The organism is Massilia arenae (assembly GCF_008014745.1).
Lineage (GTDB): Bacteria > Pseudomonadota > Gammaproteobacteria > Burkholderiales > Burkholderiaceae_D > Telluria > Telluria arenae.
In genome coordinates this window covers 23,041-37,864 of sequence record NZ_VPFD01000026.1, presented here as the reverse complement: position 1 = coordinate 37,864, position 14,824 = coordinate 23,041, and the positions used below count along the sequence as shown (strand labels likewise).

Below are 14,824 nucleotides of genomic sequence, written 5' to 3'. Positions count from 1 at the left end.
GCCTGTGCGGCGGGCCATGCGTGCGCGCCTCAAAGAATGCTGGCCAATGCACACTGCCGGTAATGGCTTGCCGCCTCCTGCTCCTGCCCCAGCGCCTCGTGCATCTGGGCCAGCTTGAGGTGCGCCTCGCGCACCATCGACGGCTCGGTGGCGTCCGACAGTGCCTGCTCCAGGTAGCGCTGGGCCTTGCCCCACAATTTCTGTTTCAGGCACAGCGAACCGAGGGTCAGGGCCAGCTCGGCGTCCATCGGGCGCTCGCGTCTCCAGGTCTCGCAGGCCTCGATCTGGGCCAGGAGTGAAGGAGAGCCGAATGGACTGGCGGCGTCGCGGTAGGCGCGCACCACGCGCTCGTCCCAGCCGGCCTTGAGCGATTCTTCGGCGATCGCACGCGCCTCGTCGTGCAGGCCGCGCGCATTGAAGGCGCTGGCCGCGCGCGCCGCGATATAAGGCACGGTGCGGTCTTGCGGCGGCACCGTGGCCCAGATGCGGCGCAGCGATTCGGCGTCGTGCCCGTCGCCACCCAGCAGCGCCTCGTAGGACAGCTCGCGCAGGCGGCTCGACAGGGCCGGATGCAGGGCGCGGCGTTTATCCAGGATGCGCACCAGGCGCAGCACCTCGGGCCAGTTGCGCGCCTGTTGGTTGGCCTTCATTGCCCACTGCAGCGCGTGGATGTGGCGCTGGCCGCTGGCATTGAGTTCGGCCACCGCTTCGAGCGCGGCCTCGGGCTGGTGGTCGTCGACCAGCAATTCGGTGACCGTCATCAGGCGCGCGGTCTTGAGGGTGTTGTCGTGGGCGATCCCGGCCAGCCAGGCGTCGCGCCGCGCCGGCTCGCGCATGCGGTGCGCGGCGCGCGCGCCGACCAGGGCCGCCAGGCCCGCGTTCTCGGGCAGCTCGGCGGCGCGCATCGCGGCCTTCTCGGCGTGGCCGAAGCGGCCTTCGAACAAGGCCTTGAGCGCGTCGCGCATGCCCTTGTTGCCTTCGCGCTCGGCACGGCGCTGGCGATAGGCGGCCACGCGCTGCGGCATCTTGAGGGTGGCGTTGGCGGCGCGCACCAAGGCGTACAGCGCCAGGAAGGACACCACCAGCAGCACCACGAACAGGTTGAGGGACATGTCGATCCGGTGCGGCGGATAGAACAGCACCACATTGCCCGGATTGAAGCGCGCCGTTACGGCGATGCCGATGGCGGCGGCCATCAGGGCGACTAACCAAAGAAGTAAACGCATTATTATCGCTTCGCTCTGTGCATGACTTATTTCGCTTTGTAGTTGCGCACGGCATTCAGGCTGTCGGCCAGCGTCGGCATCTCGATCGTCAGGTTATTGGCCTGGACCTGGCGCAGCGCGGCCTGGGCCGACTGCGTCACGCGCGCGCGCGTGTCGAAATACTTGAGCAGCATGGCCTGGGCCGTGGCCAGGTCGTCGCGGAAGGTCGCCTCGTTGCGCGACAACAGCGCCAGGCGCGCATTCAGCAGGCGCAACTTGAGGTTCTCGCGCACGAAGAACGATTCGCTCGGCGACAGCATCAGCGCCTCGGGAGACTCGACGCTGCGCACCCGGATCAGCTGGCGCACGTCGTCCCACATCTCCTGGCTCCACAGGCTCCAGGTGTCGAGCATGCGCTGACCCACGCCCAGAGGCTGCGCCGGACCGGTGGCCGGCGTGGCCGGCGTGGCCGGCGCTACCGCTGCCTCGCCCTTGCGGCCGGTGCGCACGGGCGCCACCGGCAGCAGCGGTTTTTCATTGGACAGCATCGGCAGCGAATCGACCTGCCCGATCACGTGGTCAAGGCGCACGGCGACGCCGGCGAGGTCCACCGCCGGCAAGGCCTTGAGCTTCTCGATGTCGCCCGCGATCGCGCGCCGGATGGTGAGGAATTGCGGGGTGTCGGAGCGCGACACCGCGCGGTCGGCGTTCTGCAGCGCGATCAGGGCGCCCTGCACGTTGCCGGCCAGTTGCAGCTGCTGGCTGGCGGTCGACAGCACCTGCTCGATTTCGGTCAGCGCCCATTCGTCGCGGTTCTGCGACAGGTCTTTATAAAGCTGCTCGAGCGCCACCTGCTGGCTCTGGGCCTCGCTCTGGCGGCTTTCGAGCACGCCGACCTTGATCTGGAGCTCCTTCGACTGGTCCGCCACGTCGCGCGCCAGCGCGGCCGTCTCGGCATTGACCGCATTGCCCTTCTGGAGGCTGCGCGCCATGTCCTGGCGCAGCGCATTGATGCGGTTGTGCGACGAATAGGTCTGCAGCGCCAGCAGCACGGCCAGGGCGATCACCGCCAGCGGCAGCGGGCGCGCCAGGCGGTCGAACAGGCCGGGGCCGCCCGGTTCGCCCATGCGCGGCAGGACGGGGACTCCGCCGGCCGGCGGCACGCCTCCCGGCGGGGGCGTACCAGTAGCGCCACCGGCCGCGCCCGACGGCGCGCCGCCCTGGACGCCGTCGGGCTTGTGGAGACTCGGTGCGGGCACATTGGCCTGCGGCTGATCTGGATTGTTCGGCAATTCGTTCATTATTGTGATTGTAACGCTGCTAGTAGGCGTGCATCTCCGGATCCCGTCAGGGTCACGTGGCGCAGCCCCAAAGCGTGCGCCGTCTCGGCGATCCGCGCGTGGGGCACGACCAGGCGCTGCTGCCGGAACTGTGCCTCGAATTGCGGCCCCAGCGCCTCCACCAGGCCGCCCAAGCCACGCAGGGCTTCCGAGCTCGTGATTATCCAGTCGTTTGGCTGCGCCAGCAAGGCGCGCAATCGTGCGGCCAGTCCGGGCGTCAATACAGGGGTACTGCGGCGGTAGGCCGCCACCGCCTCGACCGTGGCGCCGGCCGCGCGCAGGGCGTCGGCCAGCAGCTCGCGCCCGCCATCGCCGCGCACGATCAGCACGCGCCGGCCACTGAAGGCGGCCAGGTCCAGGTTCTGGAGCAGGTGTTCCGAATCGCTGTGGGCGGGGTCGAGCGGACTGTGGATCGTATAGCCCGGTTCGGCAACGCCATGGCGCGCCAGCGCGGCGCGGCTGCCCTCGCCCACGACCGCCAGCGGCACGGCCGCCGGCCAGGCATCGAGGTGGGCAAACGCCGCATCGACCGCATTCGGCGACACGAAGACCGCCAGCGCATAGTCAGGCAAGTCGGCCAGCGCCGCACGCAGGGGCGCCGGATCGTCGACCGGGGCGATCTGAAGCAGCGGCAAGACTTCGACCGCGCGGCCGATCGCGCGCAGCGCCTCTGCCAGGCCGTCGGCCTGGGCGCGCGGCCGGGTGACCACGACCACGCGCTCGCTCGCCTTTGGCTCCAGCTCAGGCATCCTCGGCCGCATCGACGCGGCAGGCGGCCAGGATCGCGTTGGCATCCTGCTGCGCCAGCAGCTCGGACACCTGTTCGCCCAGGTATTCCGGCTGCTCGGCCGAGCCAAGCACTTCGGCGTGCGCGCTGCGCTTGCCGTCCGGGGTCGCGACCATCGCGCGCAGGCGCATCTGGCCGTCCTGCACGGTGGCATAGGCCGCCAGCGGGATCTGGCAGCTGCCGCCAAAGATACGCGACACCTTGCGTTCGGCCAGCACCGCCTGGGCGGTGACGACATGGTTGAGCGGCGCCAGCACGGCGCGCAGGTCGACGCCGTCGCTGCGCTGCCCGCTCAGGATCTCGATCGCCATCGCGCCCTGGCCGGCCGCCGGCAGGGAAAGTTCTGGCTCGAGCAGCGCGCGGATGCGCTGCTCGAGCCCCAGGCGCTTGAGGCCGGCGGCAGCCAGGATGATGGCCGCGTACTCGCCGCGATCGAGCTTCGCCAACCGGGTGTCGAGGTTGCCGCGCAGCGGCAAGATCACCAGGTGCGGGTAGCGCGCCGCGATCAGCGACTGGCGGCGCAGGCTGCTGGTGCCCACCACGGCGCCGGCCGGGAGCTCATCCAGGCTGGCAAAGTCGTTCGAGACGAAGGCGTCGCGCGGGTCTTCCCTTTCCAGCACGGCGCTCAACTCGAAGCCCTCCGGCAGCTCCATCGGCATATCCTTGAGCGAGTGCACGGCCAGGTCGGCGCGGCCTTCGGCCATCGCGACCTCGAGTTCCTTGACGAACAGGCCCTTGCCGCCGACCTTGGACAGCGTACGGTCGAGGATCTGGTCGCCGCGTGTTGTCATTCCGAGAATTTCGACGCTACATTCTGGATATAATGCGGCGAGCCGGTCGCGCACGTGCTCCGCCTGCCACATGGCGAGGCGGCTCTCGCGGGATGCGATAATCAGTCTGGCTGGCGCCTGGGGCGCCACGGTAACTACCTGCTGTATAGCGTTTAACACTCGAGTTCTTTCACTGTCATTGGGCCGACCCGGACGATGCCAGTAGCCGTTCCCTGCATAAGATCATAAATTTTATCATGGGGCATCCTGCAGATCGTGGCCAACCGCCATCGCACAATCTATTACTTGTGGTCGATATGGACAATCCTGCTGCACCCGTAGTACAAGCCGGCGCCGACAAGGACGCCCCGCTCAAGGAAGACATCCGCCTGCTCGGCCGCCTGCTGGGCGACGTGCTGCGCGACCAGGAAGGCGACGCGGTGTTCGACATCGTCGAAACCATCCGCCAGACCGCGGTGCGTTTCCGCCGCGACGACGATCCCGATGCCGGCGAAGAGCTGGCCACCCTGCTGCACAAGCTCACCCGCGACCAGACGATTTCGGTGGTGCGCGCATTCTCGTACTTCTCGCACCTGGCCAATATCGCCGAAGACCAGCACCACAACCGCCGCCGCCGCGCGCACCTGCTCAAGGGGTCCTCGCCGCGCTCGGGCAGCATCGGCTACGCGCTGGGCAAGCTGGCCGAAGCCGGCATCGGGCGCGAGACGGTCGATGAATTCTTCCGCGACGCCCTGATCTCGCCGGTGCTCACCGCCCACCCGACCGAAGTCCAGCGCAAGAGCATCCTCGACGCCGAGCACGATATCGCGCGCCTGCTGGCCGAGCGCGACGCGCCGCAGACGCCGAAGGAACGCCACCGCAACGAGCAGCTGCTGCACGCCCGCATTGCCACCCTGTGGCAGACGCGCATGCTGCGCTATTCCAAGCTGACCGTGGCCGACGAGATCGAAAACGCCCTGTCCTACTACCGCATCACCTTCCTGCGCGAAGTGCCGGCCCTGTACGACGACATCGAACTCGAAGTCGCCGAACAGTATGGCGGCGATGGATCGGCTGCCGCCGCCCACGCTTCCTTCCTGCAGATGGGCAGCTGGATCGGCGGCGACCGCGACGGCAACCCGAACGTCAACGCCGACACCATGCGCCACGCGCTGACGCGCCAGTCGACCACCATCCTCGACTTCTACCTCGACGAGGTGCACGCGCTGGGCGCCGAGCTGTCGGCCTCCACCCTGCTGGTCAAGGTGTCGCCGGCGCTGGAACAGCTGGCGGACGCCTCGCCCGACGCCTCGCCGCACCGCAGCGACGAACCCTACCGCCGCGCCCTGATCGGCATTTACGCGCGCCTGGCCGCCACCGCGCGCGAGCTGGGCGTGGGCCACATCCTGCGCAAGGAAGTCGGCCATGCCGCGCCCTATCTCGACCCGGAACTGTTCGCGGCCGACCTCGAGGTGCTGGCCGATTCGCTGCGCCAGAACCACGGCGCCATGCTGATCCAGCCGCGCCTGGCCGGCCTGCTGCGCGCCGCGCGCATCTTCGGCTTCCACCTCGCCTCGCTCGACATGCGCCAGAGCTCGGACATCCACGAGCGCGTGCTGGCCGAGCTGTTCGCGCGCGCCGGCGTCGAAGCCGACTATGCGGGGATGGAAGAAGAAGAAAAACGCGCGCTGATCCTGCGCGAGCTGGAGCAACCGCGGCCCCTGTTCTCGCCCTACGAAAGCTATGGCGACGAGACCAATTCGGAGCTGGCGATCCTGCGCGCCGCACGCGAGATCCGCCTGCGCTACGGTCCGCGCGCGATCCGCAACTACATCATCTCGCACACCGAGACCGTGTCCGACCTGCTCGAAGTGCTGCTGCTGCAGAAAGAGACGGGCCTGATGCGGGTCAGTGCGGGCACGAGCGACGCGATGGTGATCCCGCTGTTCGAGACGATCCCCGACCTGCAGCGCGCCGCCGGCATCATGGACGAGTGGATGGCGATTCCGCTGGTGGCCGGCATCATCGAGAAACAGGGCCGGCTGCAGGAAGTCATGCTCGGCTACTCCGACTCGAACAAGGACGGCGGCTTCCTGACCTCGAACTGGGAGCTGTACCAGGCCGAGCTGAAGCTGGTCGAGGTGTTCGCGCAGCGCCAGGTCAAGCTGCGCCTGTTCCATGGCCGCGGCGGCACCGTCGGCCGCGGCGGCGGCCCGAGCTACGACGCGATCCGCGCCCAGCCGCCCGGCACCGTCAACGGCCAGATCCGCCTGACCGAACAGGGCGAGATCATCGCCTCGAAATTCTCGAACCCCGAGATCGGCCGCCGCAACCTGGAGCTGCTGGTGGCGGCGACCCTGGAAGCGAGCCTGACGCCGCATGACGTCGGCGGCATCGATACCGAACGCCTGCAGCGTTTCGAGTCCGTGATGGCCGAGCTGTCCAACCGCGCCTACAAGGCCTATCGCAACCTCGTGTACGAAACGCCGGGCTTCACCGACTACTTCTTCGAAGGCACGCCGATCGCCGAGATCGCCGAACTGAACCTCGGTTCGCGTCCCGCCTCGCGCAAGTCGACCCGCCGCATCGAAGACCTGCGCGCGATCCCCTGGGGCTTCTCGTGGGGCCAGTGCCGCCTGCTGCTGCCTGGCTGGTTCGGGTTCGCCTCGAGCGTGACCAGCTGGCTCGACGACGCCAGCGTCGGTGGCGAGCGCGAAGCGAAACTGGAAGAGCTGCGCGCGATGTACCGCGACTGGCCGTTCTTCGCCACCCTGCTGTCGAATATGGACATGGTGCTGGCCAAGACCGACCTGGCAATCGCCTCGCGCTATGCCGGCCTGGTGAGCGACGCGGGCCTGCGCGAACGCATCTTCCGCCGCATCTCGGCCGAGCATGGCGAAACGATCCGCACCCTGGAGGCGATCACCGGCGCCAGCGAACGCCTGGCCGGCAACCCGCTATTGGCCCGTTCGATCCAGAACCGCTTCGCCTACCTCGATCCGCTGAACCACTTGCAGGTGGAGCTGATCCATCGGCGCCGCAAGCTGGCCGACAATGCCGATCCGCGCGTGCATCGGGGGATTCATTTGTCGATCAATGGTGTCGCGGCGGGCTTGCGCAACACCGGTTGAACGCGTAACGTCCGAAAAAACAAAAGCCGCCCGGCGCAAACCGGGCGGCTTTTTTACATCCACACCACCAATGAATTAGTGGTTGTGGAGGAAAGTCTTGAGCTTGTCCGAACGCGACGGCTGGCGCAGCTTGCTCATTGCCTTGGCTTCGATCTGGCGGATACGCTCGCGGGTCACGTCGAACTGCTTGCCCACTTCTTCCAGCGTGTGGTCGTTCGACATCTCGACGCCGTAGCGCATGCGCAGCACCTTCGCTTCGCGCGGGGTCAGCGAGTCCAGCACTTCCTTGATCACGTTGCGCATCGAGGCGTGCAGTGCGGCGTCCAGCGGGGCTAGGGTCGCGTTGTCCTCGATGAAGTCGCCCAGCTGCGAATCGCCGTCCTCGCCCATCGGGGTTTCCATCGAAATCGGTTCCTTCGCGATCTTCATGATCTCGCGAACCTTATTCTCCGGCATCTCCATCTTGGCGGCCAGGGTCGGCAGATCCGGCTCGCTGCCGGTTTCCTGCATGATCTGGCGCGAGATGCGGTTCATCTTGTTGATCGTCTCGATCATGTGCACCGGCACGCGGATCGTGCGCGCCATGTCGGCGATCGAGCGCGTGATCGCCTGGCGGATCCACCAGGTCGCATAGGTCGAGAATTTATAACCGCGGCGGTATTCGAACTTGTCGACCGCCTTCAAGAGGCCAATATTGCCTTCCTGGATCAGGTCCAGGAATTGCAGGCCGCGGTTGATGTATTTCTTCGCGATCGAGATCACCAGGCGCAGGTTGGCCACCGTCATTTCGCGCTTGGCCTGGCGTGCGCGCTTCTCGCCGGCCGCCATCTGCTTGTTGATCTTGCGCAGGTCGGCCAGCGGCAGCGCCACGCGCGCCTGCAGGTCGATCATGCGCTGCTGCAGTTCCTTGATCGCCGGCAGATTCCGGCTCAGCACCGCGCTGTACGGATAGGCGCAGTCGACTTCGCGGTCGCCCCATTGCAGGTCGGTCTCGTTACCCGGGAAGACCTTGATGAAGTGGGCGCGCGGCATGCCGCAGCGGTTCACGCAGATGTCCAGCACGGCGCGCTCGATCGAACGCACTTCGTCCATCTGGCGGCGCAGGGTGTCGCACAGCTTCTCGACCACCTTGGCGGTGAAGCGGATGCCCAGCAGCTCGTACGAGATCACGGCCTGCGCTTCTTCGTAGGCCGGCGAACCGTAGCCTTCGTTCTTGAATGCGTGGCCCATCAGGTCGAACTGCTGCTCGATCAGGGTGAACTTCTCCAGCGCGCTCTTGCGCAGCTGGGCCAGTTGCTCGGCCGAGTAGCCGGCCGCGGCGCCACCGGCGTTACCGCCGTCGCCTTCCTCTTCTTCTTCCTCGACTTCTTCTTCTTCCTCGTCGTCCTCTTCGGCCGTGGCAGCCGCGTGGGCCACCGAAGCGGCAGGCGCCGGGGTGTCGTTCAGGTCGACGAAGCCGTCCACCACGTCGTCGATCTTCATCTCGTCGCTGGCGATCTTGTGCGACAGCGCGATGATTTCCGAAATCGTGATCGGGCACGCCGAGATGGCCTGCACCATGTCCTTCAGGCCCTGCTCGATGCGCTTGGCGATCTCGATCTCGCCTTCGCGAGTCAGCAGCGACACCGCGCCCATTTCACGCATGTACATGCGGACCGGGTCGGTGGTGCGGCCAAAGTCGGAGTCGGCGGTCGACAAGGCGGTGGCGGCGGCGGCTTCGACTTCATCTTCGCTGGTCGGGGTCACGGCCTGGTCCGACAGCAGCATCATCTCGGCTTCAGGGGCGCGCTCGTAGACGGCGATGCCCATGTCGTTGAAGGTCGCGATGATGCCTTCGATCGCTTCCGGATCGATGATGTTTTCAGGCAGGTGGTCGTTGATCTCGGCATGGGTCAGGTAGCCGCGCTCCTTGCCCATATTGATCAGGTTCTTCAGCTGCTGGCGGCGTTTTTCGAGTTCGGTTTCCGAGAAGCCGGCTTCGCTCAGCATGGCGATGCCCTTGGCCTTGCGCTCGCGCGCCTTCGAGGCGGCCTTCAGTTCGGCACGCTCGACGGCGTTCAGCGCCGCGACTTCGTCGTTCTCCGGCACGAATTCGCTTGGCTTGCGCCCGCGGCGGCCCGGAACCTTCACCTGCGGCAGCAGGTAGCCCGAGGTGTCGATCGCGGCCAGCGCGGCGGCGTCGGTGGTCTTGCTGACGGCGCCGACGGCGCTCACGGGGACGCTGGCGCCCGTGTCGACGCGGCGCACGGCGCGGGTGCGCACGACTTTCGGCGCTTCCTCGGCGACGGCCTGGGCCACCGGCGCCACGGTCGGAGCAACAGCGGCGACCGCGGCTTCCGGCTCGGCCGTCTTCAGGGCGGCCAGCTTGCCGCGCTTGCGCACGATGACCGGCGCCACGGCCGGCTTGGCCTGCGCCTGCAGGTATTCGGCGGCCAGGTCGATGCCGGCGTCCACGTCGGCAGCGACAGAGTCAGGAGCAGATTCGTCGACCACCGGGGCGGCGGCTTCGGCCACGACTTCTTCGACCGCGGCGGCGATCGGGGCCACGACCGGCGCAGCAACAGCAACAGGCGCCTCCTCCACGACTGGCGCAGCGACCGGCTCGGCCGCCACCGGGCCGCCGGCGGCCAGGATGGCGTCGGCCTGGGCCTTGAGCGTGGCCAGGCGCGAACGGGTCTTGACCACCGTCACCTTGGCCGCCGCTTCCGTTTCGAGGAAGTAGGAGGTCGCGGTTTTCGGCACTGCCAGCGGCGCCGAAGCCTTGGCCGGCGCTTTTTTCGCTGTCAGTGTCAATGTCTTGGCGGTGTTTTTCATACTTAAAACTCTCCAGTCGAGGCCTGTTGCGCGCCTGCGAAGTCAATATTCCAGCGGGACCCGCGTACGGGTCCTGGGAAAGGGGGAACGGAAGTGGCCCTACCTAGGGGCGGACATGCCAGGTTTCAAGCACGACTTACCGGTTTTTGCGCGCGCCAACTCGATTCTGGGCTGCGGACAGATAGGCGATGGTCGATGTTCAAAATCGTGCTGTGCATGTCGGAACGAAAAAAAGCCCGCTAACACGGGCTTGCATCTATTTTTCTAGAAGAATAGGGGAAGGGGCTATTATGCCCCAATGCAAGTTTTGGTGATAATTGATAGATCCGATAAGGGATATACACAATTCACATAGCGCCGTCCTGACATGCCCTCCCGACAAGCTTCCGGGAAGGTCTGCGCCAGCGCAAGCCGGTCTCAAGGCAAGAGGCGGATGATACACGATTTCATGCGCCGACGCTTCCCCCCGCTGTAAGTTTCCCAACATTTATAATTGGAACTAGTACAATGCGCGCCCGAGCGCCGTGCTATCCTTCGCAATCTTGTTCTTACCATGAAGTCAATGAATACCAATACCCCTGCAGAGTCCGTCGACACCAACGCCACCACGCCGGAGGCGCAGCAGCCGCAAGCAGCGGCACCGGCCGCACCAGCACCGGCGCAAGGCATGTCGGCGCGCGCACTGCTCAAGCAGCTCCAGCAGGAGTATCCAGCCTTCCGCGACTGCCTGCCGCTGTCGATCGGCATCGACAAGCAGCTGCTGACCCGCATGCCCGGCCTGGACAAGAAGGTCATGCGCGCCGCGCTCGGCATCCACACCGGTTCGATGCGCTACCTGCGCGCGATGGAAAAAGCAAAAACGCGTCACGACCTGGACGGCACCGCCGGCGCCGAAGTGCCCGAGGCGCACCGCCTGCACGCCAAGGAGCAGCTGCAACAGCGCTTCAAGAAGGAAGCCGACCGCAAGAAGGCCGAACGCGACGCCGCGCAGGAAGAAGAAAACAACCGCAAGCGCCAGGAAAAACTGCAGGCGCTGGCCTCCAAGTTCTCCAAGAATTGAGCGCAGAGCCCGAGATCCTCGAGGACGACTTGCCGGCCTACGTCGGCATCGACCTGGCCAATGTGCGTCTGGTACGCAGCGAGCAGGACGCGCGGGCGGCGCTGGCCGACCTGCTGGGCAGCGACGCGATCGGCTTCGACACCGAATCCAAGCCGACCTTCGCCAAGGGAGAAGTCTCGACCGGGCCGCACCTGGTTCAGCTCGCGACCCTGGAAACGGCCTGGCTGTTCCAGACCGCGACCCCGGCCGGCAATGCGCTGGCCATCACCGTCCTGAAACCCGTGCTCGAGGACGAGCGCGTGCTGAAGGTCGGCTTCGGCCTGGGCGACGACGTGCGGCGCCTCAAATCCAAGTTCGGCATCGAGCTGCGCAATGTGCTCGACCTGTCGACGGCCCTGCGCCGGCGCGGCGAACGCAATCCGCTTGGCGCGAAGAGCGCCGTCGAGCGCTTCTTCGGCCAGCGCCTGCAAAAGTCGAAGCGCATCACCACCACCAACTGGGCCCTGCCCCGGCTGTCGGACAAGCAGCTGCAGTATGCGGCCGACGATGCGCATGCGGCCTTGAAGATCTACCGCCACTGGAAGGCGAATCCGCCGGCCTGACCCTCGGCGGGTGATTGCGCACCAAAAGAGGGAGTTCCGGCTCAACAATTCGCGATATCATTCCCACATCGTCGATGTCGGTGGGAGCTCATGATTTCACGTCGCCTGCGCCTGTGGTTTACCTCTCTGTTTGGCATGCTGGCCTGTGCAGCCACGGCGGCCCCGCAAACCGTTCCCGACACGCTCGACCAGCGCCTGCGCGCCTGCGCCACCTGCCATGCGCGGGTCGATGCGCGCGGCAATCCGGTCAACGACAGTTTCTATCCGCGTTTGCAGGGCAAGCCGGCCGGCTACCTGTATCACCAGCTGCTGAACTTCCGTGACGGCCGGCGTCAGTATCCGCTGATGACCTACCTGGTCGACCACCTGCCCGACGCTTACCTGCGCGAGATCGCCCAGCACTTCGCGGCCCTGTCGCCGACCGTGCTGCCGCCCCAGGCGTCCGGCTTGTCAGCCGCAGTGCTCGAACGCGGGCGCCGGCTCGTGGTCGACGGCGACGCGGCGCGCAAGATCCCGGCCTGCATCGCCTGCCACGGCGCGCGCCTGACCGGCGTGCAGCCGAACATCCCGGGCCTGCTCGGCCTGCCGCGCGACTACGTCAACGCGCAATTCGGGGCCTGGCGCAACAAGGTGCGGCGCGCGCATGCGCCGGACTGCATGGCCGACATCACCGCGCGCCTGTCGCTGGAGGACGTGGCAGCCGTCTCGGGCTGGCTGGCAGCGCAGCCGATGCCGCCTGACCCGCGCCCGGCCGAATCCATCGCGCGCCCCTTGCCGCTGGCCTGCGGCAGCGATCCGGAGGCGCGATGAAAACGTTACGGGCAGCGCTCCTCGTCATCATCGTTGTCGCGCTGGCCGCAGCGGCATTGGCCTGGCCGCGCGCCGAGCATATCCCATCGAGTTCGCCGGCGGCCTATGCTTTGAACACGGCCAATATCGAACGCGGCGCCTACCTGGCGCGGGCCGGCGACTGCATCGCCTGCCACACGGCGCGCGGCGGCGTGGCGTATGCCGGCGGCCGTGCGCTCGAGACGCCGTTCGGGCGTTTCTACGGGCCGAATCTCACGCCCGACAGGGAGACCGGCATTGGCGACTGGAGCGCGGACGACTTCTGGAACGCCCTGCACAACGGCATCGCCAAAGATGGCCGCCTGCTCTACCCGGCCTTCCCCTACACGAACTACACCAAGGTCACGCGCAACGATTCGGACGCCCTGTTCGCCTATTTCCGCAGCCTCGCGCCGCAGCGCCAGCCGAACCGGCCCCACGAATTGGGCTTCCCCTACGACAGCCAGGCGCTGCTGGCCGGCTGGCGCCTGCTGTACTTCCGGTCCGGCGTGCATGAGGAGCAGTCGGCGCGCGGCGCGGAGTGGAATCGCGGCGCCTACCTGGTCGAAGGCCTGGGACATTGCAGCGCCTGTCACAGCACACGCAACCAGTTCGGCGCGCACAAGGAGGGGCTCGATGGCGGCCTGATTCCCACGCTGGGCTGGTATGCGCCGTCGCTGACGTCCGGCAGCGAGGCTGGCCTTGGCGACTGGGACAAGGAACACATCGTGGCGCTGCTCGGCACCGGCATCTCGCCACGCGGCTCGGCAACGGGACCGATGGCCGAAGTGGTGGCGCGCAGCCTGCAGCACCTGACACAAGACGACCTGGGTGCGATGGCGAGCTATCTGCAATCGTTGCCGGCAACGCCCGCGCAGCGGCCGAGTCGCGTGCCGCCGGCGAGCGAGCAGGTGTTGAGCGAAGGCCGCCGCATCTATGAAGCCAAATGCGCGCAATGCCATGGCGACGATGGACGCGGCAAGCTGCCGGCTTATCCTCCGCTGGCCGGCAATCGCGCCGTGACCCTGACGCCGGCTGTGAATGCGATCCGCATGACGGTCAATGGTGGCTTCCCGCCCGGGACCAAGGGCAATCCCCGTCCGTATGGCATGCCGCCATTCGGCCATGAGCTGGACGATGCCCAGGTGGCGGCGGTGCTGAGCTGGATTCGTACCAGCTGGGGCAATGCGGCGCCGCCTGTAACCGCGGTCGAGGTGAACCGGTATCGGGCGATTACGGGAGACTGAAGCGGGTGGCGCCGTGCCCTGCCCTTGCCTGCCAGAACCGTACGGCTGTGCAGATATGGCCATGCTATCGTCGTGACCAAACTCCCGTGAACCGATCAGGCTCACGTTGGCGGCCTGCGCGCAGTCGCGCCGCCCTGAGCCGGCCCGAAAGGATAAGTATGACCCGTTTTAATGAAAAAACCGTACTGGTCACCGGTGCCGCTTCCGGCATCGGCCTGGCAGTCGCCCGCCGCTTCCTCGATGAAGGCGCCCGCGTCGTCATGCTCGATATCGATGGCGACAAGCTGAAGAAGGCTGCTTCCAGCCTGCCCCAGGACCGCGTCCTCGTGCAGGTTGGCGATACCGCCGCCAAGGACACCGCGACCGCCGCCGTCAAGGCAGCGGTGGAGCGCTTCGGTGGCCTGCATATCCTCATCAACAATGCCGGGATGGCCACCGAGGGCGACATCACACAGACGAGCGAAGAAGACTTCGAGCGCGTCATGGCGGTCAATGTCGGCGGCTACTATCACATGGCCAAGGCGGCGATGCCCGAGCTGATCAAAGTGCGCGGCTCGATCGTCATGACCTCCTCGGTTTCCGGACTTGGGGGCGACTGGAATCTGTTTGCCTATAACACCTCGAAAGGCGCCGTCAGCAATATGGTGCGGGCGATGGCGATGGATATGGGAAAGCACGGCGTGCGCGTAAACGCCGTCAATCCGAGCTTCACGAAAACCGGGATGACCGAGGATATGGTGAACGATCCGGAACTGGTCGCCAAGTTCAGGGAACGCATGCCGCTCGGCGCGCCGGAAGATCCGGAGGGCGTGGCGGCGGCGATGGTGTTCCTGGCGAGCGAGGATGCGCGGCTGATTACTGGCGTGAATCTGCCAGTGGATGCGGGGTTGATGGCGTCGAACGGACAGCCGCCGCAGTGACAATCGCCGCCCCGGAGAGTTCAATCCACGACGAGTCCCATCTTGCACAAAGCGCGTTGGGAGCGACTCCTAGGAGAAAGAAGTAGGCTGCAACCACGAATCAACTTCGCCTGAAACGAC

The 14,824-nt window shown here is 66.6% G+C and carries 11 protein-coding genes; 6 read left to right on the top strand and 5 right to left on the bottom strand.

Going from position 1 to position 14,824, the window contains the following annotated elements; all coding sequences use genetic code 11:
- Positions 1-29: 29 nt before the first annotated feature.
- The 4 genes from FVD38_RS20555 to hemC are packed head-to-tail and all read right to left on the bottom strand — an operon-like array spanning position 30 to position 4,252.
- The gene (locus FVD38_RS20555) at positions 30-1,226 is read right to left on the bottom strand and encodes a heme biosynthesis protein HemY (RefSeq protein ID WP_147936514.1); all 1,197 of its coding nucleotides are present in this window, start codon (positions 1,224-1,226) and stop codon (positions 30-32) included.
- A 26-nt stretch (positions 1,227-1,252) separates the two neighbouring features.
- Positions 1,253-2,506: a uroporphyrinogen-III C-methyltransferase gene (locus FVD38_RS20550; protein WP_147936513.1), complete on the bottom strand. Its 1,254-nt coding sequence runs from the start codon at positions 2,504-2,506 to the stop codon at positions 1,253-1,255.
- On the bottom strand, positions 2,506-3,294 hold the full coding sequence (locus FVD38_RS20545) for a uroporphyrinogen-III synthase (protein ID WP_147936512.1): 789 nt from the start codon (positions 3,292-3,294) through the stop codon (positions 2,506-2,508). Before FVD38_RS20545 ends, FVD38_RS20550 begins: the two co-directional genes overlap by 1 nt.
- On the bottom strand, positions 3,287-4,252 hold the full coding sequence (gene hemC, locus FVD38_RS20540) for a hydroxymethylbilane synthase (protein WP_147936566.1): 966 nt from the start codon (positions 4,250-4,252) through the stop codon (positions 3,287-3,289). Before hemC ends, FVD38_RS20545 begins: the two co-directional genes overlap by 8 nt.
- 167 nt (positions 4,253-4,419) lie before the next feature.
- Between hemC and ppc the strand changes: the two genes are divergently transcribed.
- Positions 4,420-7,233 (top strand): phosphoenolpyruvate carboxylase, encoded by a 2,814-nt coding sequence (gene ppc, locus FVD38_RS20535; protein WP_147936511.1) that lies wholly within the window; start codon positions 4,420-4,422, stop codon positions 7,231-7,233.
- 75 nt (positions 7,234-7,308) lie between these two features.
- Here ppc and rpoD read toward each other — a convergent pair whose 3' ends face one another.
- Positions 7,309-10,047, bottom strand: coding sequence for an RNA polymerase sigma factor RpoD (rpoD, locus tag FVD38_RS20530; RefSeq protein ID WP_147936510.1), 2,739 nt, complete (start codon positions 10,045-10,047; stop codon positions 7,309-7,311).
- A 562-nt stretch (positions 10,048-10,609) separates the two neighbouring features.
- Between rpoD and FVD38_RS20525 the strand changes: the two genes are divergently transcribed.
- The 5 genes from FVD38_RS20525 (at position 10,610) to budC (ending at position 14,704) form a co-directional block, all read left to right on the top strand.
- Entirely contained in the window at positions 10,610-11,107 is a 498-nt protein-coding gene (locus tag FVD38_RS20525) for a ProQ/FINO family protein (protein ID WP_147936509.1), read from the top strand.
- On the top strand, positions 11,104-11,709 hold the full coding sequence (locus FVD38_RS20520; protein WP_147936508.1) for a 3'-5' exonuclease: 606 nt from the start codon (positions 11,104-11,106) through the stop codon (positions 11,707-11,709). The genes FVD38_RS20525 and FVD38_RS20520 overlap by 4 nt, the downstream gene beginning before the upstream one ends.
- Positions 11,710-11,799: 90 nt before the next feature.
- On the top strand, positions 11,800-12,519 hold the full coding sequence (locus tag FVD38_RS20515) for a c-type cytochrome (RefSeq protein WP_147936507.1): 720 nt from the start codon (positions 11,800-11,802) through the stop codon (positions 12,517-12,519).
- Complete coding sequence (locus tag FVD38_RS20510; RefSeq protein WP_147936506.1) at positions 12,516-13,784, top strand: c-type cytochrome; 1,269 nt, start codon at positions 12,516-12,518, stop codon at positions 13,782-13,784. Before FVD38_RS20515 ends, FVD38_RS20510 begins: the two co-directional genes overlap by 4 nt.
- Before the next feature lie 158 nt (positions 13,785-13,942).
- Positions 13,943-14,704, top strand: a complete 762-nt coding sequence (gene budC, locus FVD38_RS20505) for a meso-2,3-butanediol dehydrogenase (protein WP_147936505.1) — start codon at positions 13,943-13,945, stop codon at positions 14,702-14,704.
- The last annotated feature ends 120 nt before the right edge of the window (positions 14,705-14,824 follow it).